The following is a 24,250-nucleotide window of genomic DNA, read 5'->3' on the forward strand; positions in this document are numbered from 1 at the left end:
CCCGCCCTGGCAGAGCGGTAGATTGGTCGGATGGCACGCCCCACCCTCTCGGCCGAACAGCAGCGGGTGTTCGACCTCGTGGAGGGCACCCGCAACCACGTGTTCGTCACCGGGCGCGCCGGTACGGGCAAGTCCACGCTGCTCAACCACCTCTCGTGGAACACCGAGAAGCAGCTCGTCATCTCGGCCCCCACGGGGGTCGCTGCGCTCAATGTGGGCGGGCAGACCATCCATTCGCTCTTCCGGCTGCCCATCGGGGTCATCGCCGATCACGACATCGAGCAGAACCGCGAGGTCAAGAAGCTCCTCAACACGATCGACACGCTCGTGATCGACGAGGTCTCCATGGTCAACGCCGACCTCATGGATGCGATCGACCGCTCGCTGCGTCAGGCGAGGCAGCGCCCGCTCGAGGCCTTCGGCGGGGTGCAGGTGGTGCTGTTCGGCGATCCGTACCAGCTGGCGCCCGTGCCGGGTGACAGCGACGAGCGCGCCTACTTCACCGACCACTACCGCTCGATGTGGTTCTTCGACGCGAAAGTGTGGGAGGAGGCTCCGCTCGAGATCGTGGAGCTCACCGAGATCCACCGCCAGCACGACGACGAGTTCAAGTTCATGCTCAACGCCGTGCGCTTCGGCATGGTCACCAAGGAGATCGCCGACGTGCTCAACAGCACGGGGGCCCGCACACCCGCGCCCGACACGGCCATCACGCTCGCCACCCGCAACGACTCGGTGAACAGGATCAACCAGGCCGCGCTCGGCAAGCTCCCCGGTCGCGTGCTGTCGGCGAAGGCCGAGATCAGCGGCGATTTCGGCGGCCGCGCGTATCCGGCCGACGAGAAGCTCGAGCTCAAGGTGGGCGCGCAGGTGATGTTCCTGCGCAACGACGCCGAGGGGCGCTGGGTCAACGGCACCGTGGGCACGGTCACCAAGATCTCGTCGACCGTGTGGGTGGAGGTCGGAGGCGACGTGCACGAGGTCGATCCGGTGGCCTGGGAGAAGCACCGCTACTCCTACTCCCCCGAGTCGAAGCAGCTCACCAAGGAGGTCATCGGCGAGTTCACGCAGTTCCCGCTGCGCCTCGCCTGGGCCGTCACCATCCACAAGTCGCAAGGTCAGACCTACGACGAGGCGGTGGTCGATCTCGGGGCTCGCGTGTTCAGCCCTGGCCAGACGTACGTGGCGCTCTCCCGCCTCACGTCGCTCTCGGGCCTCTACCTCACCCGCCCGCTCCGCCCCTCCGACATCATCGTCGACCCCGCCGTGCAGTCCTTCATGAGCCGCCGCCCCGCCCCCGAGACCCCCTGAACGGGGGCGTTCACCGGGCCGCTGGGTGACTCCCGCGGGCGCTAGCCTTCGGAGTGGAGGGGACACTCATGGCTACGCTGCTGTATCGGATCGGTCTGTTCGCTGCTCGACGGAGCATCGCGGTGATCGTCGGATGGATCGTCATCCTCGGTCTCGCGATCACGGGGGCCGGCGCTCTCGGCGGCACGATGTCGTCGTCGTTCACCATTCCCGGCACCGAGGCGCAGTCGGCGATCGACATGCTCGACCAGCGGTTCCCCGCCGCCTCGGGCGGCTCGGCGAAAGTCATCTACGTGGCGCCCTCCGGCCAGACCATCGACGGCTTCGAGACCCAGATCGCGAGCTCGGTCGACGCCCTCACGAAGCTCGATCACGTCTCGTTCGTCACGAGCCCCTTCGCCGCCGACGCGACCGCCCAGATCAACGCCGACCGCACGATGGCCTACGCGAACGTGCAGTACGACGTGGCCACCACCGAGCTCACCACCGCGCAGAACGAGGCGGTCGTGGCGGCGGGCGACATCGCGCAGGGCGGCGGGCTCACCGTGGCCTTCTCCGGCGTGACCGACCCGCCGGAATCCGGTGTGGACTACACCGAGGCCGTCGGCCTCGTCGTGGCGTTCATCGTGCTCATCATCACGTTCGGCTCGCTGCTGGCCGCCGGCATGCCGCTCGTGACCTCGATCATCGGCGTGGCCGTCACGTCCACCGCCATCACGATCGTCTCGGGCTTCGTGAGCATCTCGTCGACCGCTCCCCTGCTCGCGACCATGCTGGGGCTCGCCGTGGGCATCGACTACGCGCTCTTCATCGTGGCCAGGCACCGCACGCACCTCATCGAGGGAATGGAGCCGAAGGAGTCCGCTGCCACCGCCGTGGCCACGGCCGGCAGCGCCGTGGTGTTCGCGGGCCTCACCGTCATCATCGCGCTGCTCGGTCTCTCGGTGGTGCAGATCCCGTTCCTCACGGTCATGGGCCTCGGCGCGGCCCTCTCCGTGGTGATCGCCGTGCTCGTGGCGCTCACGCTGCTGCCCGCCATCCTGGGCCTCTTCGGGCGGAGGCTCATCCCGAAGCCCACCTCCCGGTCCGCCAGGCGGGAGCTCGCCTCGGCCGACCCCACCTCGACGCGCCGCACCCTCGGCGCCCGCTGGGTGGCGCTCGCCACCGCCAAGCCGATCATCACGGTGATCGTGGTGGTCATCGGGCTCGTGACGGTGGCGCTGCCCGCGCTCTCCGGATCGCTCAGGCTCACCCTCCCCGACGCGGGCTACAACCCCGAGGGCACGATGTCGCGCGAGGGCTACGACCTGCTCAAGACGGGCTTCGGCGAGGGCTTCAACGGCCCCCTCCTCGTGACGGCCGACATCTCCCAGGTCACCGACATCGTGCCGGCGCTCGACGCCCTGCACGACCAGTTCACGGGGCTCGACGACGTGGCCTCCGTGAGCCAGGCCGGCCCCAACCCCACGCTCGACATGGCGATCGTCTCGATCATCCCCTCGAGCGCGCCCGACAGCGTGCAGACCGAGGCGCTCGTGCACACGATCCGTGACATGGCCCCCGCCTTCGAGGAGGCCAACGGGTTCACCTACCAGGTGACGGGGCAGACCGCGCTCGGCATCGACGTCTCCGCCCAGCTCGGCTCGGCGCTGCTGCCCTACGGAGTGGTGGTGGTGGGGCTCTGCGTCATCCTGCTCACGATCGTGTTCCGCTCGCTCGCCGTGCCGATCTCGGCCACCATCGGCTACCTGCTCTCGGTGGGGGCGTCGTTCGGCATCGTCACCGCGGTCTTCGAGTGGGGATGGCTGTCGGACGTCTTCGGGGTCGCCAAGGTGGGGCCGGTGATCAGCTTCTTCCCGATCCTGCTCATGGCGGTGCTCTTCGGCCTCGCGATGGACTACCAGGTGTTCCTGGTGTCGAGGATGCGCGAGGAGTTCGTGAAGACCGGCGACGCGCACTACTCGGTGAAGCACGGCTTCATCGGGGCGGCGCGCGTGGTGACGGCCGCGGCGTGCATCATGTTCGCGGTGTTCGCCTCGTTCGTGCCCGGCGGCAACGCCGTGCTGCAGCCGATCGCGCTCGGGCTCGCGGCCGGTGTGTTCATCGACGCGTTCCTCGTGCGCATGACCTTCATCCCCGCGCTCATGATGCTGCTCGGGCGGACGGGCTGGGCCATCCCGAAGGCGCTCGAGCGGGTGCTGCCGAACGTGGACCTCGAGGGCGAGGGTGTGCGGGAGATGCTCGACGCGGTGGCCTGGCGGCCGCTGCAGGACGAGGAGCCGTTCGCGGTGGCCGCCGAGCACGCGATCGTGGAGTCGGCCGCCGCCGGCGGGCTCGTGGCGCCGTTCTCGGTGCGCGCCGAGACCGGTTCGCTCGTGCTCGTGACCGGCGCCACCGGCACCCATCCCGAGGCCGTGGCCGCCGCCGTCACGGGCCGGCAGCGGCTGCTGCAGGGTCACCTGCGCGTGCTCGACCAGCCGCTGCCCGTGCACGCGGCCGTGCTGCGCCGCCACAGCATCCTCGTCTCCCGGCCCACGGAGGACGACCTGCTCTCGGACCGACTGCCGCTCGCGAAGCTGCCGGCCGGCGCCCTCAGCGTGCAGGAGCGGCTGCAGCGCGAACTCGGTGAGGAGCTCAGCGAGCTGTGGGGTGCGGAGCTCGCCGCGGAGTGGATGAGGCAGCTGGCCGTGGCCACCGCCACCGCGAGCGCCGGATCGCGTCGCGGTGCCGGGTCGGGTCGCGGTGCCGGGTCGGGACGCGGCACAGGTGTGCGACTCATCGCGATCGACGCCACGGGCATCCCCACCGCCCACCTGCAGCACGCCCTCGCCATCGTCGACGCCGCGCTGCCGCTCGAGACCACCCTCGTGGTGGCGCACCACGGAGCGCGACTCGTGGCGGGATCCCGGCCGGTGCGGGTGATCGAGCTCGCCGCCGTGGTGCCCGAGCCGCCCACTCCCCCCTCGCCCCCGGGGCAGCTGCCACCGGCCGCCATCGCCTCGCCCGACAGCCCGCCCGATGGCCCGCCAGATGGCCCGTCCGACAGTCCTCCCGACAGCCCGTCCGATCCGAACCCCCGAGAGGAGGTGACCGCATGAGCAGCCTCCGCTCCCTCGTGCGTCGCGGTGACGACGGCGGCCTCTCGCCACTGGCCAGGCGCGTAGCCGTGGTGCTCGCCGTCGTGACCCCGCTGCTCATCGCCGGAGTCGCCGTGACGGCGCTCCAGACCGATACCGCCAGCGCCGCCAGCGGCGCCGACGCCTCCACTCCCCTGCTGCCGGCGGCCGTGGTGAACCAGGACGTGCTCGTGTACGTCGGCTCCGACGGCACCGTCAGCACCACCGATCCCGGTGGCGGCACACCCGTGGCGGCAGGCAAGCTCCTCGTGAGCGAACTCACCAAGGGCACTTCGGGCGAGGGCTTCGACTGGTCGGTCACCGACTCCGGAACGGCCTCGGAGGGCCTCGGCTCGGGGCAGTTCTCGGCCGTCGTGACCATCCCCACGAACTTCTCGGCCGCCTACGCCTCCACCGCCACCACCGAGCCCGTGCAGGCGCAGCTGCAGGTGCAGACCAACGGGGCCACGAGCTACGTCACCGAGATGCTCGCGGCCGCGCTCTCCTCCGACCTGCAATCCGCCCTCTCCGAGCAGTCCACCAAGCAGTACGTCACCGGCACGCTCGGCGCGTTCACCGAGCTCGACACGCAGCTCGGCAAGGCCGCCACGGGCGCAGGAGAACTGACGAACGGGGCGACCCAGCTCGCCGGCTACTCCGGAGACCTCGCCACGGCCATCGCCGGTGCGGCCAAGGGCTCCACCGATCTCGACACCGCCGTGCAGGGCCTCGCCGTGGGCATGAACGCCATCGCGGTCGGCACGACGGATCTGCCCGTCTACGCCGACAAGCTCGCCCAGGGCACCGCCATCGTGAACGAGGGCGTCACGATCGTGCGCGGCCAGTTCCAGGACCGCGCCGCCGAGAGCCAGAGCATCACCGACCAGCAGTCGGCCCTCGCGCTCTCGCTCGGCGCACTCTACGACAGCATGGATCCGGCCGATCCGGATCGCGACGCCGTGGGTGCGGCGGCCGCAGCGGCCGGCGCGATCGCCGTGGAGCAGGGCGGCCTCACCGTGCTGCTCGACCTCGACTACCTCGGAGTCGACACGGTGCTCTCGCCCGGTGCCTCGCTCGTGAGCCAGGGGGCTGCGGAGTTCGCCGCGGATCTGCCCCTGCTCACCACCACCCTCACCGAGGTCGCCAAAGGCACCGGCGAGATCGCGGTGGGCACGGGCGAGCTGGCGAAGGGCCTCGGCGAGATCTCCACGGGAGCGACCGGCATCGCCACTGGATCGACCGAGCTCGCGACCAACCTGGGCCTTCTCTCCTCCGGTCTCGGCGAGCTGGCGACCAACGTGCCGAGCTACACCGATGCGCAGCAGCAGACCATCTCGACCGTCGTGTCCGCTCCCGTCGTGACGGAACAGACCGACATCGACGCGCTCCCCTCCCCCACCGCGGCCATCGCGGCGGTCGCCGTTCCGCTCGCGCTCTGGATCGGGGCGTTCGCGATCTACCTGCTGCTCGCGCCGTTCAGTCGGCGGGCGCTCGCCTCCACCGCATCGACCTTCCGGGTGGTGATCGGGGCGCTCGTGCCTGCCGCCGTGCTCGCGCTCGTGCAGGGCGCCGTGGTGGCCGTCGTGCTCTTCGCCGTGGGGGCCGCTCCCACGCAGGTGGCCGGCGGCATCCTGTTCTCGCTCATCATGTCGCTCGCGTTCGTGATGCTGCACCAGGGACTCGTGGCGCTGTTCGGCCAGGCGGGCAGGCTCATCTCGCTCGCCCTCGTGGTGGTGCAGATCGCGGCGGCCGCGGTGATCGTGCCGGGAGGACTGAGCTCGCCGCTCTACACGGGCCTCGCCTCGGTGCTGCCGCTGACGCATGCCGTCAAGGGCATGCAGGCCCTCATCGGGGGCGGATCACCGGGTGTCGCGGCGCAGGAGGCGCTCGTGCTGCTCGTGTTCGCGGCCGTGGGGCTCGTCTTCACCCTCATCGCCGTGAGCAGGGCCCGATCCCGGAGCACCGTGGCACCGCGGGCTGTGCTGGCCTAGCGAGATGCCCGCCTGATCAGGCGATCGCCTGGTCAGGCGAGCTGGGCGGCTGACGCCTTCGCATCGGCGAGGTCGAGGAAGAGCTCGGTGTTGAAGCGGTACGCCACGAGCACCTCGTCGATCACGCGGTCGCGCTCCGCGTCGTCCCAGCCCACGGCGTCGAGCTGGGTGCGGTAGGTCTCCTTGAACTCCTTGGGCTTCGCGATGTCGCCGAAGAGGTAGAAGCCCACGCCGTTGGTCTCGAAGCCGAACTGGCGCTGCATGAGGGTGCGGATGATCTGCCCGCCCGAGAGGTCGCCGAGGTAGCGCGTGTAGTGGTGGGCGATGAAGCCGCCGTTCCAGGTGGCCGCGACCTCCTCGATGCGCCGTACATAGCGCGCGGTGGTGGGGAGCGGTGTGATCCGCTCGCGCCAGTCGTCGCCGATGAGGAACCGCAGGTCTTCCCGGATTGCCGGGAGGCGCGTGAGCTTGGGCGAGATGAACGACGCGGCCACCGGGTCGTTCTTCATGCGGTCCGCGGCGGCCTCGAGGGCCTCGTAGATGAAGAAGTGCTGGGCCACGAGCGAGATGTAGTCGTCGCGCGTGCCCTTGCCGCTCATGAGGTCGGTCATGAAGCCAGCACCCTCGGAGTCGCTGTGACCCGTCCAGGTGCGCTCGCGGAGAGCCTGCGAGAAGGGGATTACGGCAGCCATACGATCTTTCCCAGACGGTCGAAGTTAGTGTGCCCTAACTTTAGCGACAGACGGCGCCAGGAGCCTAGGAATTTCTCACGAGTGCGCTCGGGGTTCGATCCCGAGCACGGCGCACGCGTCGTCGTAGAGCGCCACGATCTCGCGCCGCACCTCGGCGCGCTCGGTGATGGGCCCGGCGGGCCAGGCGACGGATGCTCGGGTCGCGTCGCCGCCGATCGACACGTCCCACACTCCCCCGTCGCCGTCGAGATCCACCATGGTGGCCGCCTCGGCGGAGGGATCCACGAAGGCTCGTGCGATGAGCAGGTTGTCGTCCGGGTGGTCGCCGTTCATGTGGCGGAGGATGGCGTCGACGATGTCGGGGGAGAAGGTGGTCACAGCCCCACACGCTAGTCGAGCAGCTGCGCCTGCAGGAAATACGTGGAGCGGGCGAACGAGAGCGCGGCGGCGTTCTTGTCGAGCAGGGGCAGTACGGTGGCGTTGGCGAACCCCTCGGAGGTGCCGGCGTAGCGGTGCTGCGTCACGGGTGTGCCGTGCTCCTTGAGGCGGCCCAGCAGCCTGTCGGCGTCGAGCCCGGCGAGCCAGCGCGGGTCGTCCGGTCGGTGCACGAGCACGGGGCACGGGATGATGCCGGCCTCCTCGTCGGTGAGGGCCGCGTAGTAGGCGACCACGGCATCCACCGCGCCCTGCTGGGCGAGGCGCAGTGCGAGGTGGCCGCCGAGACCGAGGCCGATCACGCCGGCCCTGGGCGCGGCAGGGGGGCCGTCGGCCGCGGGGGAGAGCGCGGCGAGCGGCTCGGGGTCGGTGCCCGCGCGGCCGAGGTCGAGGGCCGTCTCGAGGGCCGCGAGGGCGAAGCCCTCGTCGAGGCCGTCGGCGAGCTCGGTCGCTCCCTCGGGATCGATGGTCGCCACGCCGTCGAACAGGTCGGGCACCTGCACGAAGAACCCCTGATCAGCGAGGGCTCTCGCATACGCCTCGAGGTAGGGCAGGCGCCCGTAGGCGTCGTGCACGATCACCACGACCGGCCGACCGGCCTTGCCGAACTCGAGCGGCCAACCGGGGGAGGGGATCTCGACGAACTCGGGCATCAGCGCGCCTCCATCGACAAGTGGGCCACGTGCATCGCGGTCTGTCGGAGCGCCGAGAGCAGGAAGAACCCCTCGAGGCCCGCGAATCCGGCGGTCCAGTGGATGCGCTCGGCGATCTGCCAGGTCGTGGCGCCCGGCGACTCGGCGAGCACGGCGGCGACCTCGTGCGAGCGACGCACGTGGTGCCTGCGGGTGGTGTCGATGCGGTCGGCGAGGCCCGTGAAACGGTGGCCGTGGCCCGGGAGCACCTCGTAGCCGGGGTCGTCGGGGGTCTCGACCCGCGCGAACGGCTCGAGGGCGTCGAGCGAGCGCAGGTAGTCGCCGATCGCATCCGGGGTGGGGCCGCCGAGGCCGATGCCGGGGAACAGGGTGGGCAGCAGGTGGTCGCCCGTGAAGAGCAGCCGCTCGCGCTCGTCGACGAGGGCGATGTGGCCGGGCGTGTGCCCGGGGGTGGGGAGCACGCGCACGGTGCGGCCGGGGATGGCGAGGTGCTCGTCGTCGTCGAGCAGCACGTCGGCGAGCACGGGCCGGAGGGGCGCCGGGGCGGGGGAGGTGGGCGTGGTCGTAGCCGATGCTGAAGCCGTGGCCGTTGCCCCCGCCGCCACCTCGAGGGCCCCGCGCTCCCGCTCGGGCACCCCCCACTCCACGAGCTTCGCCCGGGTGGTCTCGGCCCTCGAGGGCCCCGCCTCCGCCAGCCGCAGCGCGGCCTCCTGATCGGCGCGGTGCAGGGCGAGGGGCACCGAGTGCTCGCGCTGCAGGTGCTCGGCGAGGGCGAGGTGGTCGTGGTGAAGGTGGGTCACGATCGTGGAGGCCAGATCGTGCTCCGAGCGCCCGAGGCTCTGCAGCACGGCGCTCAGGCGGGCGCGGTTGGCCCCCTCGGCGTCGTCGATGCCCGGGTCGACGAGGTGCAGCCCGTGCTGGTCGTCCTCGATGAGGTAGCTCAGGGTGAAGCGGGGCGGATGCGCGGCGCCGGTGGGCTGCGCGAGCACCCACACACCCTCGCGCACGAGAGCGGGCCCGAGGTCGGCACCCGTGCCGCCGCCGGTCTCCGCCTCGAGCTCGGCGCCGCTCACCGCCTGCAGCGGATTCACGGCAGCCGCGCGATCGTCTCGACGAAGAGGCGCGCGACGCGCGCAGCATCCACCTCGAGGGCGACATCGATCGGATGCGCCACGGGGCCGGAGGCATGCACGGCGTGCACGGTGTCCTCGCCCTGCCTCTCGCGGCGATCCACGACCGTCTGCCCGCGGCTCTGCCCCGCGAGCTCCACCCGCACCGGCAGGTGCTCGATGCGCAGCGCCCCCGGGTCCACGAGGGCGCAGACCGCCCCGGCGTCGCCGATGTGCCCGCCGTAGGAGGCGGTGACGGGGTCGTCGGCCATCGGGAAGTGGAGGAGCGCACCGGCGAGCCGTCCCGACGCGGTGGAGCTGTCGCGCAGCGCATCCGCGGCCGCTTCGTCGACGGTCACCCGGTTGAAGACGTCGAGGCCGTACATGAGGGTGGGCACGCCGGAGCCGAGGGTGATGGCCGCGGCCTCCGGGTCGTGCCACACGTTGAACTCCGCCACGGCGGTGGCGTTGCCGCCCGAGGCCGATCCGCCCATGAACACGATGCGCGCGAGGCGCTCGGCGACCTCGGGGTGCTGGCGCAGCAGCAGCGCGATGTTGGTCTGGGGTGCGAGGGCCACGATCGTGACCGGTTCGGCGCTGCCGAGGATGAGGTCGCGCAGCAGATCGACGGCGTGACGCGGATCGAGGCGCCTCGTGCTCGCGGGCAGGCGCAGGTCGCCCAGCCCGTCGGTGCCGTGCACGTGCGAGTGGCGCACGGGTTCGATGAGGGGCCTCGTGGCCCCCGCGGCGACGGGGATCTGCGGGGCGCCGGCCGCATCCAGCATCCGGAAGGTGTTGGCGACCACGTTCTCGAGAGACGTATTCCCCGCGACGCATGTGACGCCGAGCAGCTCGATGTCGGGGTGCGCGACGGCGAAGAGGAGCGCGAGCGCGTCGTCGACCCCGGTGTCGACGTCGAGCACCACGCTGTGCGTCATCGGGGGGAGCGTGTCGACCAGAGAGCCCAGGCCACGAGCAGGGGCTGGAAGAAGAGGCGGCCGAAGCGCTTGCCGTCGGTGTCGAGGCCGAAGGCGCTGCGCCGGTTGACCCACTGCGAGAGGTTGCCGGGGAAGATCGCGGTGAAGAACACCGCAGCGATCGTGCCCACGGCCTTCTTGTGCTTCGGGAGCACGAGGAACGAGAGGCCGAGGGCGATCTCGGCGATGCCCGAACCCACGACCACCTGATCCTCGCCCTTCGGAGCGAGCTCCTTGGCGAAGTCGGGAACCTGCGCCTTGAAGTCGTCGCGGGCGAAGGTGAGGTGGCTGACCCCCGCGAACACGAGGGCGAGGCCGAGGCCGACGCGGCCTAGGGTGCGGGCGACGGAGCGCTTCTTCGGAGGTGTCATGAGGCCATCCTGGCCCAGTGGAGCGGATGACGGGAATCGAACCCGCGCTATCAGCTTGGGAAGCTGAAGTTCTACCATTGAACTACATCCGCGTGGCCCCGCCCTGGCGAGGTCCTGAGCCATCATACCGGGTGGGCTCGCCGCTACACTGACTGCGTGCTCCTCTCCGACCGCGACATCCGCTCCCAGATCCGCGAGAACCGCGTCAGCCTCGAGCCGTTCGACGAGGCCATGGTGCAGCCCTCCTCCGTCGATGTCCGCCTCGATCGCTACTTCCGGCTGTTCGACAACCACAAGTACCCCTTCATCGATCCGGCCGAGGATCAGCCCGAGCTCACGAGGCTCATCGAGGCCAAGCCCGACGAGCCGTTCATCCTGCACCCCGGCGAGTTCGTGCTGGGCGCCACCTACGAGCGAGTGGGCCTGCCGGACGACATCGCGGCGCGACTCGAGGGCAAGAGCTCGCTCGGCCGGCTCGGCCTGCTCACCCACTCCACGGCGGGCTTCATCGATCCCGGATTCACGGGGCACGTGACCCTCGAGCTCTCGAACGTGGCGACGCTGCCCATCAAGCTGTGGCCGGGCATGAAGATCGGCCAGCTGTGCTTCTTCCAGCTCTCGAGCCCTACCGAGAGGCCCTACGGCTCGAGCGAGTACCTCTCGCGCTACCAGGGGCAGCGCGGGCCCACGGCGTCGCGCTCGCACCTCAACTTCCACCGCACCGACGTCTCGACCACCGCCGAGGGCGCCCCCGGCGAGTAAGGCGGGTCAAGCCTTCGAGCCGCCTCCCGGGAGACCCGCCGCTCCGAGGCGGGTGGCTCCGCGGGAGCGTGCGCGCTGCTCCTCGAGGGCCTCGGCGAACGCGGCCTCCCAGTCGGCCGCCACCTCGATGCCGAGACGGTGCGCCTCCTCCACCGAGAGCTCCTTGGGGAACCCGTGGGTGTCCGAGAGCCGGAACACGTCGGTGCCCGTGAGCACCAGCCCCTGGTACTCGGCCAGCGCGAGCAACCCGCCCTCGAGCGTGCGCCGGAACGAGTTCTCCTCCTTCACGAGCACCGCCACGACCTCCTCGCGCGAGGCGGCCACCTCGGGGTAGTCGTCGGCGTAGAGGTCGGCGATCACCGGCACGATCTCGGCGAAGAAGTTCTCGGTGACCCCGAGCGAGAGGGCGAGCCGGATGGCGCGGCGCAGCAGTCGCCGCATCACATAGCCCTGCTCCTTGTTCGAGGGGCGCACGCCGTCGACGGCGAGGAAGGTCGCGCCGCGCAGGTGGTCGGCGACGATGCGCATCGAGGCGGTCTCGTCGTCGTAGGAGCGCCCGGTGAGCTCCTCGAGCTTCGCGATGATCGGCCACAGCAGCGAGATGCGGAACACGTCATCCGAGCCGATCGAGGCCGCGGCGATGCGCTCGAGCCCCCCGCCGAAGTCCACGTTGCGCGCCGCGAGCTCCTCGAAGCTCCCGTCGGCGAGGCGCCGGTACTGCATGAAGACCTGGTTGCCGATCTCCATGAACTGCCCGCCGTCGCTCGCGGGATGGGCGAGACCGTAGGAGGGATCCTGGTGGGCGGCCCCGAAGTCGTAGAACACCTCGCTGTCGGGCCCGCACGGATCGCCGATGGGCGTGGCCTCGAGCGAGCCGCCGCGCGACCACCAGTTCTCGCCGCCGTCGTAGAAGAAGATGCGCTCACCCGGCTTCACCCCGCGGGCGTCGCCATCCGCTTGCGACCCGATCTCGGCGATGCCGTTCGAGACGCCGCACTCGCCGAAGACGGCCGCCCAGATGGAGGCCGCCTCGTCGTCGCGCGGGATGCCGTTGGCCGGGTCGCCGATGAAGCACGTCACGTAGATGTTCTGTGGATCCAGGCCCACGATGTCGACGAGGAAGGTGCAGAACTGGCGGATCTGCTCCTCTTTGAAGTAGTCGCCGAGCGACCAGTTGCCGAGCATCTCGAAGAAGGTGGTGTGGCGGTTGTCGCCCACGTCGTCGATGTCCTGGGCGCGCACGCACGGCTGGCTGTCGGTGAGCCGCTTGCCCGCAGGATGCTCGGCGCCCAGCAGGTAGGGGAGCAGCGACTGCATGCCGCTGCCGTTGAAGAGCGTGCTCGTGTCGCCGCGCGGCACGAGCGGCGCCCGCTCGATCACGGCGTGCCCGTTTTCCTCGAGGAAGGCCAGGTAGCGGTTGCGGATGTCGTGGGCGTCCATGGCATCAGCATGGCAGAACGGAGGCTGCCGGCAGAGGCCCCCGATCGGGTCTCCTACAGGGCGAGCTGGGGCAGCTTCGAGGCGAGCTGGGGCAGCTGCAGGGCGAGCCACGGGCTGTACGCCCAGGGGGTGAGGCCGACGGCCTGCGTGAGGCTCGACGCATCCGCCCAGCGCCACTCGGCCACCTCGTCCGGGTTCGCCGCGATGGGCCCCGCGGCGCGTGCCGTGTACACAGGGCAGATCTCGTTCTCCACGATGCCGGAGGCGTCGACGGCGAGGTAGCGGAAGTCGGGGAGGGCGAGCGAGAGCTCCGCGAGCTCGAGGCCGAGCTCGTCGCGGGCGCGGCGGAACACGGCCTCGACGGGATCCTCGCCCGGGCCGGGGTGCCCGCAGAACGAGTTGGTCCAGACGCCCGGCCAGGTGCGCTTGCCCAGTGCTCGACGGGTCACGAGGATGCGCCCTTCCTCGTCGAAGACGTGGCAGGAGAAGGCGAGGTGCAGGGGAGTGTCGTGGTCGTGCACCGAGATCTTGTCGGCGACGCCGATGGCCGTCCCGTCGTCGGCGAGGAGGATTACCTGTTCGTTCGTGCCGCTCATTTCACTATTGTCCTTTATTACTTGGCAACCATGTAACCTGGGGCAGGTGGACACGCACGATCTGGTCGCGGTGTCGGAACGCCGACAACAGCACGTCGAACGGGTTCTGGCGGCATTCTTCAGCGACTCCCACCGCCGCGCCGCAGCCCTGGGCTCGCCATACGCCTCGCTGTGGCAGACACTCGAGCGCAACGCCTCGGGGGGCAAGCGCTTCCGGCCGCTCATGGTCATGGCCGCCTACGAGGCCCTCGGCGGCACCGACGTCGATGCCGCCGCGCACGTGGGCGCCGCCTTCGAGCTGCTGCACACCGCGCTCATCGTGCACGACGACGTGATCGACCGCGACTTCGTGCGTCGTGGCGGCCCCAACGTCTCCGGCAGCTACCGCGACATCGCCACCACGGCGGGCATCCCCCTGCCCACGGCCGAGCACCGCGGCATGTCGGTGGCCGTCATCGCGGGCGACCTCGCGCTGTTCAACTCCTACCGCCTCATCGACAGGTCGGGCGTCGACGGCCTGCTGCGCACCCGCCTGCACGACATCCTCGACGAGGCCATGTTCGTCTCTGCCGCCGGTGAGCTCTACGACGTCGACTTCTCCATCCGCCCCGAGCCGCCGAGTGTCGACGAGGTCGTCGAGATGGAGGCCCTCAAGACCGCCGGCTACACCTTCGAGGGTCCACTGGCCGCCGGTGCCGTGCTCGCCGGCGCCCCCGAGGAGGCCGTCGACGCGCTCGCCGTGTTCGGCCGCAACATCGGCATCGCCTACCAGATCGTCGACGACCTGCTCGGGGTCTTCGGCGACGAGGATGCCACGGGCAAGACCACGCTCGGTGACCTCCGCGAGGGCAAGCGCACCGTGCTGCTCGCCCACGCCGTCGGCCAGCCGCAGTGGGCGGAGGTGGAGTCGCTCTTCGGTCGCGCCGACCTCACGCCCGAGCAGGGTGACCGCATCCGCGTGGTGCTCGAGGAGATCGGATCGCGGCGCTTCGCCGAGGCGCTCGCGAGGGATTTCGCCAACCGCGCCTGGGAGGCGCTCACGGGCGACGCGCTGCCCGAGGCCGTGCGCCAGGAGTTCCGGCCCATCGTGGCCTCGGTGCTCGGACGAGTGCGATGAGGCGCGCAGCATGAGCTCAGGTCTGAGTGCGCGCCGCCCCCGGCTCTCCCGCCGCTGGCCGGCCGACGCCTCGCTCTACGACCGCGTCGCCATGGAGACCTCCTCGGTGGTCATCCGCCGCTACTCCACCTCGTTCGGCCTCGCCTCCCGTCTGCTCGCGCAGCCGGTGCGCCAGCACGTCGAGAACATCTACGGGCTCGTGCGCCTCGCCGACGAGGTGGTCGACGGCGTCGCCGCCTCGGCCGACCTCGACGCCGAGCGCATCGCCGGCTGCCTCGACGCCCTCGAGCAGGAGACGGCCGCCGCCCTCTCGTGCGGGTACAGCACCAACCTCGTGGCGCACGCCTTCTGCCTCACCGCGCGCGAGGTGGGCATCCAGGACGACATCATCGCGCCCTTCTTCCGCAGCATGCGCGCCGATCTCTCGGCCACGAGGCACACCCAGGAGTCGTTCGACGACTACGTCTACGGATCCGCCGAGGTCGTGGGGCTCATGTGCCTGCAGGCCTTCCTGCACGGCGAGCGGGTGAGCGACGCGAAGCGCGCGGTGCTCGTCGACGGGGCGCGGCACCTGGGCGCCGCCTTCCAGAAGATCAACTTCCTGCGCGACCTGGCCGCCGACTTCGGCACCCTCGGGCGCAGCTACTTCCCCGGCATCGACGTGACGACCTTCACCGAGGCGGAGAAGTCGCGCATCGTGGCCGATATCGAGAACGACCTGCGCATCGCGAGGGCGAGCCTCCCCGGCCTGCCGGCCACGAGCCGCCGGGCCGTGGCTCTCGCCCAGGGACTGTTCGAAGAGCTCACAGAGCGACTGCGGGAGACCCCCGCGGCCGTACTCGCCGAGACCCGCATCCGGGTCCCGAACCCGGTCAAGGCGAGAATAGCTGCAGGGGCGGCCCTCGGCCGGCTCCCCCGGCGGCGACCGGATCCGCGCGAAGGAGACACGACCGAGTGACCGCAGAGCACACGAACGACGAGACCCCCCTCATCGAGCAGGGCGCGGCACCGGGCACCGCCATCGTGATCGGCGGCGGCATCAGCGGCCTGGCCACGGCCGCCCTCCTCGCTCGCGAGGGCTACACGGTCACTCTCCTCGAGAAGAACGACGCCGTCGGCGGTCGTGCGGGCAGCTGGGAGAAGGACGGCTTCCGCTTCGACACCGGCCCCTCGTGGTACCTCATGCCCGAGGTCTTCGACCACTTCTTCAAGCTCATGGGCACGAGCGCCGAGGCCGAGCTCGACCTCGTGAAGCTCGACCCCGGCTACCGCGTGTACTCCGAGGGGGAGTTCGCCCCCATCGACATCGCGGCGAACCGCGACGACAACCTCGACCTGTTCGAGTCGATCGAGCCGGGATCCGGCGTGCGCATGGCGGGCTACCTCGACTCGGCCGCCGAGACCTACGACCTCGCCAAGGAGTACTTCCTCTACTCCACCTTCGAGAAGATCACGCCGCTCATGGCGCCGCCCGTGCTCAAGCGGCTGCCGCGCCTCGTGCGGCTGCTCACCGAGCCGCTCGCGCGCTTCGCCGGCCGCACGGTCAAGGATCCGAGGCTCGTGCAGGTGCTCGGCTACCCGGCCGTGTTCCTCGGCACCTCGCCGTATTCCGCTCCGAGCATGTACCACCTCATGAGCCACCTCGACATGACCGACGGCGTGCTCTACCCGAAGGGCGGCTTCACCTCCGTGATCGCCGCCATCGAGCGGATCGCCGTCGCCGAGGGGGTCACGATCGTGACGGGCGCCTCCGTCACGCGCATCGTGACCGAGATCGAGGGAGCCACGGTCAAGGCGCCGGGGCCCGTCGACGTCTACGACTACGAGACCACCGAGTTCGACACCAACGTGATCGACCGCGACGAGCTCGCACGGGTTCTCGCCGGCGAGATGTCGAGCGCCGCCGAGCCCGAACCCGTGGCCGACGTGCCCGCGGGCAAGCCCAAGGCCGGGGGAGTGCACTACACCGACACCGATGGGCGTGCGCACTCGGTGGAGGGCTCCGTGGTGGTCTCGACGGCCGACCTGTGGCACACCGAGACCGCCCTGCTCCTGCCCGAGCTGCAGACCTACCCCGAGAGCTACTGGGAGAAGCGCATCGCGGGGCCGAGCGCGCTGCTCATCCTGCTCGGCGTCGAGGGCGAGCTGCCCGAGCTCGAGCACCACACGCTCTTCTTCGCCAAAGACTGGCGCACCAACTTCGGCGAGATCTTCGGCCGCGGATCGGGGCCCGCCGAGACGCGCGGCACCGCCGTGCCCGATCCCGCATCGCTCTACGTGTGCCGGCCGAGCGCGACCGACGACGACGTGGCGCCGGAGGGGCACGAGAACCTCTTCGTGCTCGTGCCGCTGCCCGCCGATCCGTCACTCGGAGCCGGTGGGGTCGACCGCGGGGGAGACGCTCGCATCGAGGAGCTCGCCGACACCGTGATCGAGCAGATCGCCGAGTGGGCGGGCATCCCGGATCTGGCATCGCGCGTGGTGGTGCGGCGCACCATCGGCCCCGCCGACTTCGTCTCCGACCTCAACTCGTGGCAGGGCACCGCGCTCGGGCCGGCGCACACGCTGCGGCAGAGCGCCATGTTCCGGGCGCGCAACCGCAGCGCCAAGGTCGACGGCCTCTACTACGCGGGCGGATCCACGACTCCGGGCATCGGACTGCCCATGTGCCTCATCAGCGCCGAGCTCGTGATCAAGCGCCTGCGCGGAGACACGAGCACCACGGCGCTGCCGGAGCCCCTCTCGCCTCGGCCGGTCGCGCCCTCGCCCCGTGCGCCCGAGCCGCTCGCGCCGGCGGCCGACTGATCGCATGGGCATCCTCTACCTGCTCGCCCTGCTGGTCTCGCTCACCGGCATGGTGGTGCTCGACCGGCGGTTCGGGCTGTTCTTCTTCCACCGGCCGGTGCGGGCGGCCGTCGTGCTCGTCACGGGAGTGCTGTTCTTCGTGGTGTGGGATCTGTTCGGCATCGGGCTCGGCATCTTCTTCCGTGGCGAGACGTCGTTCATGACGGGGGTGCAGGTGGCGCCCGAGCTGCCGGCGGAGGAGATCTTCTTCCTCACGCTGCTGTGCTACCTCACCATGAACGTGTTCCGGGGGGCGCAGCTGGCGCTCTCGCGTCGGAGCGCGGCATGAGCTACTGGGGTCTCAACGCGATCTTCCTCGCGGTCGTCGCCGTCGTGGCGGTCGCGGCCGTGCTCGTGGCGCGCCGATCGGTGGGCGGCGCATCCGCTCGTCGTCGGCTGGCGGGGGCAGTGGGGGTCACGCTGGCCGTGCTGCTCGCGATGACCGCCGTGTTCGACAACATCATGATCGGGGTGGGGCTCGTGGGGTACGAGCCGTCGCTCATCTCGGGGGCGTTCGTGGGGATCGCGCCGCTCGAGGACTTCGCGTACGCGCTCGCCGTGGCGGTGCTGCTGCCGTCACTGTGGGTGCTGCTGGGGGCTCGGGAGGCCGGGAGCGACGCCGCGGGGGTCGCCGGGGCCTCCCGGAACTCCGAGGAGCTCCGATGATCCGCACGCTGCTGCTCTCGTCGCGCCCGCTGTCGTGGGTGAACACGGCGTTCCCGTTCGCCGCCGGCTACCTCATGACCACGCGCGAGGTCGACCTCGTGTTCGTGCTCGGCACCCTCTACTTCCTCGTGCCCTACAACCTCGCGATGTACGGCATCAACGACGTGTTCGACTACGAGTCCGACCTGCGGAACCCTCGCAAGGGCGGTGTGGAGGGGGCGGTGCTCGACCGCTCGTTCCACCGCATCACCTTGTGGGCCGTGGTGATCACGAACGTGCCGTTCCTGGTGTTCCTCGTGGCGGTGGGGTCGCCGCTGTCGTGGCTCGTGCTCGCCGTCTCGGTGTTCGCGGTCATCGCCTACAGCGCGCCGCGGCTGCGCTTCAAGGAGCGGCCGTTCCTCGACTCCCTCACCTCGAGCACGCACTTCGTGAGCCCCGCCGTCTACGGGCTCGTGCTCGCCGGGGCCGTCTTCACGCCGGGGCTGTGGGCTGTGCTCGGGGCGTTCTTCCTGTGGGGGATCGCGAGCCACGCCTTCGGGGCCGTGCAGGACATCGTGGCCGATCGCGAGGGCGGCATCGCCTCGATCGCCACGGTCATCGGGGGCAAGGCCACCGTGCGGTTCGCGCTCGCCGCCTACCTGCTCGCGGGGGTGCTGCTGCTGTTCGCGCCGTGGCCGGGGTCGCTCGCCGCCGTGCTGGCGCTGCCGTACGCGGTGAGCGTGCTGCCGTACATCTCGGTGAGCGACGAGGATGCCGAGCGGGCGAACGTGGGGTGGAAGCGGTTCCTGTGGCTCAACTTCATCGCGGGGTTCGGGGTCACGATGCTGCTGATCTGGACGTGGCTGCAGGGGTAGAGCCTGCGGTGCCTCCTGCGCCCGTCGGTGGGGCGGCCGACGATCCGCTGCTCGACGTCAGAGCTTGCGGGGGCCGCTGAGGTACGGGGGATCGTCCGGGGTATCCGTGTCGCCGTCCGTGCCCGGGGTGAAGGTGAGGAACTCGTACTCGAAGTCCTCGAACTCCACCGGGCCGGCATCCGCACCGGCGGTCGGGATCATGGGCACGTGGGCTGAGCCACCGCGGCGGCTGAGGAAGTCGAGCTGCTCGCGCAGGCGCTGCGCGTCGGCGCTGAAGTCGGGTTCCTCGGTCTGCTTCTTGGCCGTGTGGGGCACGGCGATCATGTCGTTGCCGATGCCGATCACGAGTTCGGCCATGCAGGCGTTGCGGCCGTGCTTGTCGCAGATCGGGATCTCGGTTGCCTGAGCGAGACCGCGGTTGGCGAGCGCGGCGGTGAGCGCGATGACCGCCGAGGCCACATCGTCGGAGGTGACGATGGATGCTCCCGCGTAGGTGATCCGCTTCATCCTTCCAGCATCCCCCGATGTGGGGGACTCGCCACCACTGCACACGAAACGCTCGAACTGCGCGGCGGTGGCGTGCGGGCAGGGTGATGCGGGGCGCACCGTGCGGTGCGCCCCGCGGGGTGGTGCTGGTGGTGGGCTACTGGTGCACGGAGCCTCGACGGCTGATCAGCAGGGTGCCGACTCCCGCGAGGAGCAGGAGGAGGAGCCCGCCGAGGAGCGGGAACGGGTTGCCGCCGGTGAGGGCGAGCGATCCGTCGGAGCTGCCGGTGACGGGGGTGGAGCTGCCGCCGGAGGGCACCGAGGCGCCGGGGGTGGCGGTGGAGTCACCGGGCGTCACCGGGGTGACGGGGGTCACCGGGGTGCCGGGGACCGTGGGGTCGACCGGGTTCGTCGGGACCGTGGGGTCCGTCGGGTCGGTCGGGTCCGTGGGGTCGGTGGGATCGGTCGGGTCCGTGGGGTCCGTAGGATCCGTGGGATCGGTCGGGTCCGTCGGATCGGTGGGATCGGTGGGGTCCGTGGGATCGGTCGGGTCGGTGGGATCGGTGGGGTCCGTCGGGCCGGTGGGGTCCGTCGGGTCGACCGTGCTGTCGGTGGTGGTGCAGTCGCCGATCAGGCAGACCGTGTTGCCGCCCACGATCACGGGGAGGGTGATGATCGGCACGATCTGGTTGCCGCCGCCGATGCTGCCCTCGCCGTCGGTCACGTGGCCGTCGGTGCCGCCGCCGGCACCCGGGGTGGTGACCACGCTGGAGCCGTCGGACTCGGCGTCGCCGACCCCCGCGATGCCATTCCCGCCCACGATGACGGGAAGCGTGACGATCGGGGAGACCTGGTTGCCGCCCGCGATGCTCTCTTCGCCGTCGGTCACAGCCCCGCCGGTGGACCCGCCGGTGCCGGTGCCGGTGCCGGGGGTGCCGGTGCCGGGGGTGGCGAGGTCGGTGGTGACGTCGGAGTCGTCGGTGGTGGCGTCGCCGATGCCCGCGATGCCGTTGCCGCCGACGATGACGGGGAGGGTGACGATCGGGCTGATCTGGTTGCCGCCAGCGACACTGTCTTCGCCGTCGGTCACGGCGCCGCCGGTGGATCCGTCGGTGCCGGTGCCGGGGGTGCCGGCGCCGGGGGTGCCGAGGTCGGTGGTGACGTCGGAGTCGCCGGTGGTGGCGTCGCCGATGCCCGCGATGCCGTTGCCGCCCACGATGACGGGGAGGGTGATGATCGGGGCGATCTGGTTGCCGCCTGCGATGCTCTCCTCGCCGTCGGTCACAGCGCCGCCGGTGGATCCGCTGGTGCCGGTGCCGGTGCCGGTGCCGGGGGTGGCGAGGTCGGTGGTGACGTCGGAGTCGTCGGTGGTGGCGTCGCCGATGCCGGTGATGGCGTTGCCGCCGATGACCACCGGGAGGGTGATGTCGATGGGCAGCTGGTTGCCGCCTGCGATGCTCTCCTCGCCGTCGGTCACGGGGCCGCCGGTGGATCCGTCGGTGCCGGTGCCCGCATCCGTGCCGGGGGTGCCGGGTGTGCCGGCGCCGTCGGTGGAGGTGGAGGTGGAGGTGGTGGAGTCGGTGGAGGTGGCGTCGCCGATGAGGGAGATGCCGTTGCCGCCGATGGTGATCGGGGCGGTGATGTCGATGGGCAGCTGGTTGCCGCCTGCGATGCTCTCCTCGCCGTCGGTCACGGGGCCGTCGGTGGATCCGTCGGTGCCGGTGCCCGCATCCGTGCCGGGGGCCGGGGCCTCGGTGGTGGCGTCGGTGGAGGTGGCGTCGCCGATCACGGAGACGGCGTTGCCGCCTACGGTGACGGGGGCCTCGATGTCGAGGATGGCCTGGTTGCCTCCGAGGAGCGAATCCGCTCCGTCGGTCGAGACCTCCACGGGCGCCGGCTCAGGGGCCGGTGCGCTCTCGACGGTGGATCCCGAGCTCGAGGAGTCGCCGATGACGGCGATCCCGTTGCCCGAGACGTCGATCGGGAGATCGATGCTGACGATGGCCTGGTTGCCGGATGCCACGCCCTCGGAGCCGTCTGTCTCGGCTGCGTTCGCGACTCCCGCGCCGACGGCGCACAGGCCACCGGTGATGAGGACTGTGAGCAGCCCTCGTGAGACGTACTTGTTCATGATGATGTTCTCCGTAACTGGTGAGTGATGATGCGCCCACGCCTCGGAAGGAGGGTGATGACGCGAGGGTCCGTCTCCCCGCCGCACCGACCTCAGAGGATCGGGGCAGGGTGGGACCTCACTCAGTCAGGAGAGGTGTCGGTGTCGTGGACGGGCGACGACGGGAGGTCGTCGTCGCCGGCGAGACCTGCGAGCACGACGCTCACGGTGAGCCCGAGCCCGGCACGCGAGACGTCGGTGCCCAGGGTCGAACCCGCTCCGGCACCCGCGGAACCGCCGGAGCCGGACGAGGAAGAAGGAAGAGGCACAGGAGCGCCGCCAGGCGCACCGGGACTGAACGGCGACCCGCTGCCCGAGGGGCCGACCGGCGCGCTGCCGGAGCCCGATGCCACGGCCGTGGACGGCGCCGTCGCGACTGCGCCGAAGCCGGCACCATCGGCTGAAGCGGCGGATCCCGCGAGCCCGGAGAATCCGAAGAGGGGGAGGCCGGATGCGACCGCGCCAGCGAGGCCGGGCACGGCCGGGCCGAAGGTGCCGGCGCCGTCGGACGAGTCGTCGACGACACCGGGGAAGAAGATCGAGTCCGTACCGTCGACCCCGCCGCCGACGACCCCGTCAGGGCTGCTCGGCAGGTCGACACCAGGGGTGCCGGGAAGCCCGGGGAAGCCCGGAATCCCGGGGATCGCGCCGCCTCCGGCCGATCCGCCGATCACGGGCTCGACCACCTGATCGACCGCGGGAAGCACAGCGCCCGTCGTTCCCCCGATGACCCCTTCGACGGTCTCGACGACGGGGGTCGTGACCGCGCCCACCGGGGCGCTCCCCACGACCTCGGGCACCACGGGAAGGGCTTCGACGACCTCGTCGACGGTCCCGGCGACCGGTGTCAAGACGCTCGTCACTGGGGCCGCATCCACGACCTCCTGCACCGCACCGGTGACCTCGGGCACGACGGCGGCCACCTCGGCCACCGGGGCTGCGACCGGCTCCGGCAGCGCGTCGACGACAGGCGCGACCACGGGCTCGACCACGGGAGCCACGACGTTCTCGGTGACCCCCGAGACCAGGTCGTCCACGACCCCGCCGACGGATCCGAGAGCCGGATCGACCGACGAGAGGGACGACCCGACACCGCCGACCACTTCGCCGAGCAGCGGATCGCCCTCGGCGGCCGAGGCGGAGGAGCCTCCGAAGACCGCGGCGGCGACGAGCAGGCCGGTGGTGACGCCGACCGCGCCCAGTCCGATCCGGACGAGGCGCCGCGAGCGGCTCAGCGGCTGTTCGGTTGTCATCGAAGCGTCTGCAGCGTCCACGGTCGTCACCTCCTCCATCGGATGGTTACGACCAATCGCACTCCTCTACAGCTGTCACGTCAAGGGATCCGCGCCCTTAAAACCGGCTCTGATCAGGCGTACCGGTAGTTTCTAGGTAGTCGACTCGGTAGTGGCCGCACGCAGAAGAGGAGCCGCCCCGAAGGGCGACTCCTCTATAAGGCATCTCACGGGCGCAGAAAGCGCCCCGCGAGAAGTGGATCAGGCGATGAGGTAGTCGTGCAGCGACTCGTCGCGCAGCATGCTCAGCGCACGGCGCTGGATCTGCCGGGCACGCTCACGCGAGACGCCGAGCACATCGCCGATCTGGTCGAACGACATGGGGTCCTCACCGTCGAGCCCGAAGCGCATGCACACCACGCGAGCCTCGCGAGGCGGCAGGGTGGCGAGAGCCACCGCCAGGTCGTGGTGCTGCAGCGAGGCGGCGGCGGCGTCGAACGGCTGCGCCTGCGTGGTGTCCTCGATGAGGTCACCGAGCTCGGCGTCGTCGTCGCCCACGGGGGTGTGGATCGAGACCGTGTCGCGACCGTGACGGATGAGCTCCTGCACCTTCTGCGGCGGCAGGTCGACGGCGGCGGCGACCTCGTCGATCGTGGCCTCGCGGCCGAGCTCGATCATGAGCCGGCGCTGCATGCGCGTGATGGAGGAGATCTTCTCCGAGGTGTGCACGGGGATGCGGATGATGCGACCGCTGTCGGCCAGCGCGCGGTTGATGGACTGCTTGATCCACCACGAGCCGTAGGTCGAGAACTTGAAGCCGGCCTGGTAGTCGAACTTCTCGACCGCACGCACGAGGCCGATGTTGCCCTCCTGGATGAGGTCGAGGAACGGCAGACCGCGCTCGAGGTAGCGCTTGGCGATCGAGACGACGAGACGCAGGTTGGCCTGGATGAGCTGGCGCTTGGCGGCCTGGCCGTCGCGGGCGAGCCACTGCAGCTCGCGCTTGAGCGAGGCATCCATGACGGGGTTCTCGGAGAGCTTGCAGTCGGCGAGCACACCGACCTCGATGCGCCGGCCGAGGTCGACCTCGTCTTCGGCGGTGAGGAGGGCCGTGCGGCCGATCTGGCGGAGGTAGTCCTTCACGGGGTCTTCGGAAGCGCCCCGGATGTCGCTGAGACGTGCCTCGGGCTCGGCCTCATCGAGTGCGGGTGCTGTCGTGGCTGCTGCGCGTGACATGTTGTCTCCGTATCCATTTCGGCTACTGCACTGGGCGATTTCCCGGTCGTATCGGCAGGTTATCCGCGGGGACCGCGGGCCCCCTAATGCGAGATGGGGGCTTGACAAACGGTTCCCAGTTCGTCATGTATCTAGTTCGTCTAACATCTTGTCAGCCATGTTCAACCCTGCGCAAGCACTTTTTCGGAGCGA

At 70.6% G+C, this 24,250-nt stretch carries 22 protein-coding genes and 1 tRNA gene; 10 read left to right on the plus strand and 13 right to left on the minus strand.

The annotated features are described in order from the left end of the window. Window positions 1-30: 30 nt before the first annotated feature. The 3 genes from ACEXQC_RS08760 (at window position 31) to ACEXQC_RS08770 (ending at window position 6,418) form a co-directional block, all read left to right on the plus strand. Complete coding sequence (locus ACEXQC_RS08760; RefSeq protein WP_374820516.1) at window positions 31-1,311, plus strand: ATP-dependent DNA helicase; 1,281 nt, start codon at window positions 31-33, stop codon at window positions 1,309-1,311. Window positions 1,312-1,379: 68 nt separating this feature from the next. After that, a complete protein-coding gene (locus ACEXQC_RS08765; RefSeq protein ID WP_374820518.1) occupies window positions 1,380-4,409 on the plus strand; it encodes an MMPL family transporter in 3,030 nt (1,009 codons plus the stop codon). Next, entirely contained in the window at window positions 4,406-6,418 is a 2,013-nt protein-coding gene (locus ACEXQC_RS08770; RefSeq protein WP_374820520.1) for a YhgE/Pip family protein, read from the plus strand. The genes ACEXQC_RS08765 and ACEXQC_RS08770 overlap by 4 nt, the downstream gene beginning before the upstream one ends. 32 nt (window positions 6,419-6,450) lie before the next feature. Here the strand turns inward: ACEXQC_RS08770 and ACEXQC_RS08775 are convergent, their stop codons facing one another. The 7 genes from ACEXQC_RS08775 to ACEXQC_RS08805 form a co-directional block, all read right to left on the minus strand. After that, window positions 6,451-7,110: a biliverdin-producing heme oxygenase gene (locus ACEXQC_RS08775; RefSeq protein ID WP_374820522.1), complete on the minus strand. Its 660-nt coding sequence runs from the start codon at window positions 7,108-7,110 to the stop codon at window positions 6,451-6,453. A 75-nt stretch (window positions 7,111-7,185) separates the two neighbouring features. Then, window positions 7,186-7,488, minus strand: a complete 303-nt coding sequence (locus ACEXQC_RS08780) for a DUF2470 domain-containing protein (RefSeq protein ID WP_374820524.1) — start codon at window positions 7,486-7,488, stop codon at window positions 7,186-7,188. A gap of 11 nt (window positions 7,489-7,499) precedes the next feature. After that, the gene (locus ACEXQC_RS08785) at window positions 7,500-8,198 is read right to left on the minus strand and encodes a dienelactone hydrolase family protein (protein ID WP_374820526.1); all 699 of its coding nucleotides are present in this window, start codon (window positions 8,196-8,198) and stop codon (window positions 7,500-7,502) included. Next, window positions 8,198-9,289 carry an MBL fold metallo-hydrolase gene (locus ACEXQC_RS08790; RefSeq protein ID WP_374820528.1) on the minus strand — a complete coding sequence of 364 codons (1,092 nt, stop codon included), beginning with the start codon at window positions 9,287-9,289 and terminating at the stop codon, window positions 8,198-8,200. The genes ACEXQC_RS08785 and ACEXQC_RS08790 overlap by 1 nt, the downstream gene beginning before the upstream one ends. After that, window positions 9,286-10,245: a nucleoside hydrolase gene (locus ACEXQC_RS08795; RefSeq protein ID WP_374820529.1), complete on the minus strand. Its 960-nt coding sequence runs from the start codon at window positions 10,243-10,245 to the stop codon at window positions 9,286-9,288. Before ACEXQC_RS08795 ends, ACEXQC_RS08790 begins: the two co-directional genes overlap by 4 nt. Further along, window positions 10,242-10,655, minus strand: a complete 414-nt coding sequence (locus tag ACEXQC_RS08800) for a DoxX family protein (RefSeq protein WP_374820531.1) — start codon at window positions 10,653-10,655, stop codon at window positions 10,242-10,244. Before ACEXQC_RS08800 ends, ACEXQC_RS08795 begins: the two co-directional genes overlap by 4 nt. A gap of 18 nt (window positions 10,656-10,673) precedes the next feature. Then, window positions 10,674-10,747, minus strand: a tRNA-Gly gene (locus tag ACEXQC_RS08805). A gap of 64 nt (window positions 10,748-10,811) precedes the next feature. Here ACEXQC_RS08805 and dcd point away from each other — a divergent pair. Continuing rightward, the gene (gene dcd, locus ACEXQC_RS08810; protein ID WP_374820533.1) at window positions 10,812-11,417 is read left to right on the plus strand and encodes a dCTP deaminase; all 606 of its coding nucleotides are present in this window, start codon (window positions 10,812-10,814) and stop codon (window positions 11,415-11,417) included. Between the two features lie 6 nt (window positions 11,418-11,423). Here the strand turns inward: dcd and ACEXQC_RS08815 are convergent, their stop codons facing one another. Together ACEXQC_RS08815 and idi are read right to left on the minus strand one after the other, a co-directional pair. Beyond that, complete coding sequence (locus ACEXQC_RS08815) at window positions 11,424-12,857, minus strand: alanine--tRNA ligase-related protein (RefSeq protein WP_374820535.1); 1,434 nt, start codon at window positions 12,855-12,857, stop codon at window positions 11,424-11,426. Between the two features lie 53 nt (window positions 12,858-12,910). After that, window positions 12,911-13,453, minus strand: coding sequence for an isopentenyl-diphosphate Delta-isomerase (gene idi / locus ACEXQC_RS08820; protein ID WP_374820537.1), 543 nt, complete (start codon window positions 13,451-13,453; stop codon window positions 12,911-12,913). 46 nt (window positions 13,454-13,499) lie between these two features. Between idi and ACEXQC_RS08825 the strand changes: the two genes are divergently transcribed. Genes ACEXQC_RS08825 through ACEXQC_RS08850 form a run of 6 tightly spaced genes read left to right on the plus strand, consistent with a single transcriptional unit; the run spans window position 13,500 to window position 18,934 of the window. Beyond that, complete coding sequence (locus ACEXQC_RS08825) at window positions 13,500-14,570, plus strand: polyprenyl synthetase family protein (RefSeq protein WP_374820539.1); 1,071 nt, start codon at window positions 13,500-13,502, stop codon at window positions 14,568-14,570. A gap of 10 nt (window positions 14,571-14,580) precedes the next feature. Continuing rightward, window positions 14,581-15,528 carry a phytoene/squalene synthase family protein gene (locus ACEXQC_RS08830; protein WP_374820541.1) on the plus strand — a complete coding sequence of 316 codons (948 nt, stop codon included), beginning with the start codon at window positions 14,581-14,583 and terminating at the stop codon, window positions 15,526-15,528. Further along, on the plus strand, window positions 15,525-17,375 hold the full coding sequence (gene crtI, locus ACEXQC_RS08835; RefSeq protein WP_374820543.1) for a phytoene desaturase family protein: 1,851 nt from the start codon (window positions 15,525-15,527) through the stop codon (window positions 17,373-17,375). The genes ACEXQC_RS08830 and crtI overlap by 4 nt, the downstream gene beginning before the upstream one ends. A gap of 4 nt (window positions 17,376-17,379) precedes the next feature. Next, window positions 17,380-17,703 carry a lycopene cyclase domain-containing protein gene (locus tag ACEXQC_RS08840; RefSeq protein WP_374820545.1) on the plus strand — a complete coding sequence of 108 codons (324 nt, stop codon included), beginning with the start codon at window positions 17,380-17,382 and terminating at the stop codon, window positions 17,701-17,703. Continuing rightward, window positions 17,700-18,080, plus strand: a complete 381-nt coding sequence (locus ACEXQC_RS08845) for a lycopene cyclase domain-containing protein (RefSeq protein ID WP_374820546.1) — start codon at window positions 17,700-17,702, stop codon at window positions 18,078-18,080. The genes ACEXQC_RS08840 and ACEXQC_RS08845 overlap by 4 nt, the downstream gene beginning before the upstream one ends. Further along, window positions 18,077-18,934 carry a prenyltransferase gene (locus ACEXQC_RS08850; RefSeq protein ID WP_374820548.1) on the plus strand — a complete coding sequence of 286 codons (858 nt, stop codon included), beginning with the start codon at window positions 18,077-18,079 and terminating at the stop codon, window positions 18,932-18,934. Before ACEXQC_RS08845 ends, ACEXQC_RS08850 begins: the two co-directional genes overlap by 4 nt. 57 nt (window positions 18,935-18,991) lie before the next feature. Here ACEXQC_RS08850 and ACEXQC_RS08855 read toward each other — a convergent pair whose 3' ends face one another. The 4 genes from ACEXQC_RS08855 to ACEXQC_RS08870 form a co-directional block, all read right to left on the minus strand. Continuing rightward, window positions 18,992-19,441 (minus strand): hypothetical protein, encoded by a 450-nt coding sequence (locus tag ACEXQC_RS08855; RefSeq protein ID WP_374820550.1) that lies wholly within the window; start codon window positions 19,439-19,441, stop codon window positions 18,992-18,994. 136 nt (window positions 19,442-19,577) lie between these two features. Continuing rightward, window positions 19,578-21,551 (minus strand): chaplin family protein, encoded by a 1,974-nt coding sequence (locus tag ACEXQC_RS08860; RefSeq protein WP_374820552.1) that lies wholly within the window; start codon window positions 21,549-21,551, stop codon window positions 19,578-19,580. A 122-nt stretch (window positions 21,552-21,673) separates the two neighbouring features. Continuing rightward, window positions 21,674-22,843, minus strand: a complete 1,170-nt coding sequence (locus ACEXQC_RS08865; RefSeq protein ID WP_374820554.1) for a hypothetical protein — start codon at window positions 22,841-22,843, stop codon at window positions 21,674-21,676. A gap of 240 nt (window positions 22,844-23,083) precedes the next feature. Further along, window positions 23,084-24,058: a sigma-70 family RNA polymerase sigma factor gene (locus ACEXQC_RS08870; protein ID WP_374820556.1), complete on the minus strand. Its 975-nt coding sequence runs from the start codon at window positions 24,056-24,058 to the stop codon at window positions 23,084-23,086. Between the last annotated feature and the right edge of the window lie 192 nt (window positions 24,059-24,250).

Source organism: Herbiconiux liukaitaii (assembly GCF_041927495.1).
Classification (GTDB): domain Bacteria; phylum Actinomycetota; class Actinomycetes; order Actinomycetales; family Microbacteriaceae; genus Herbiconiux; species Herbiconiux liukaitaii.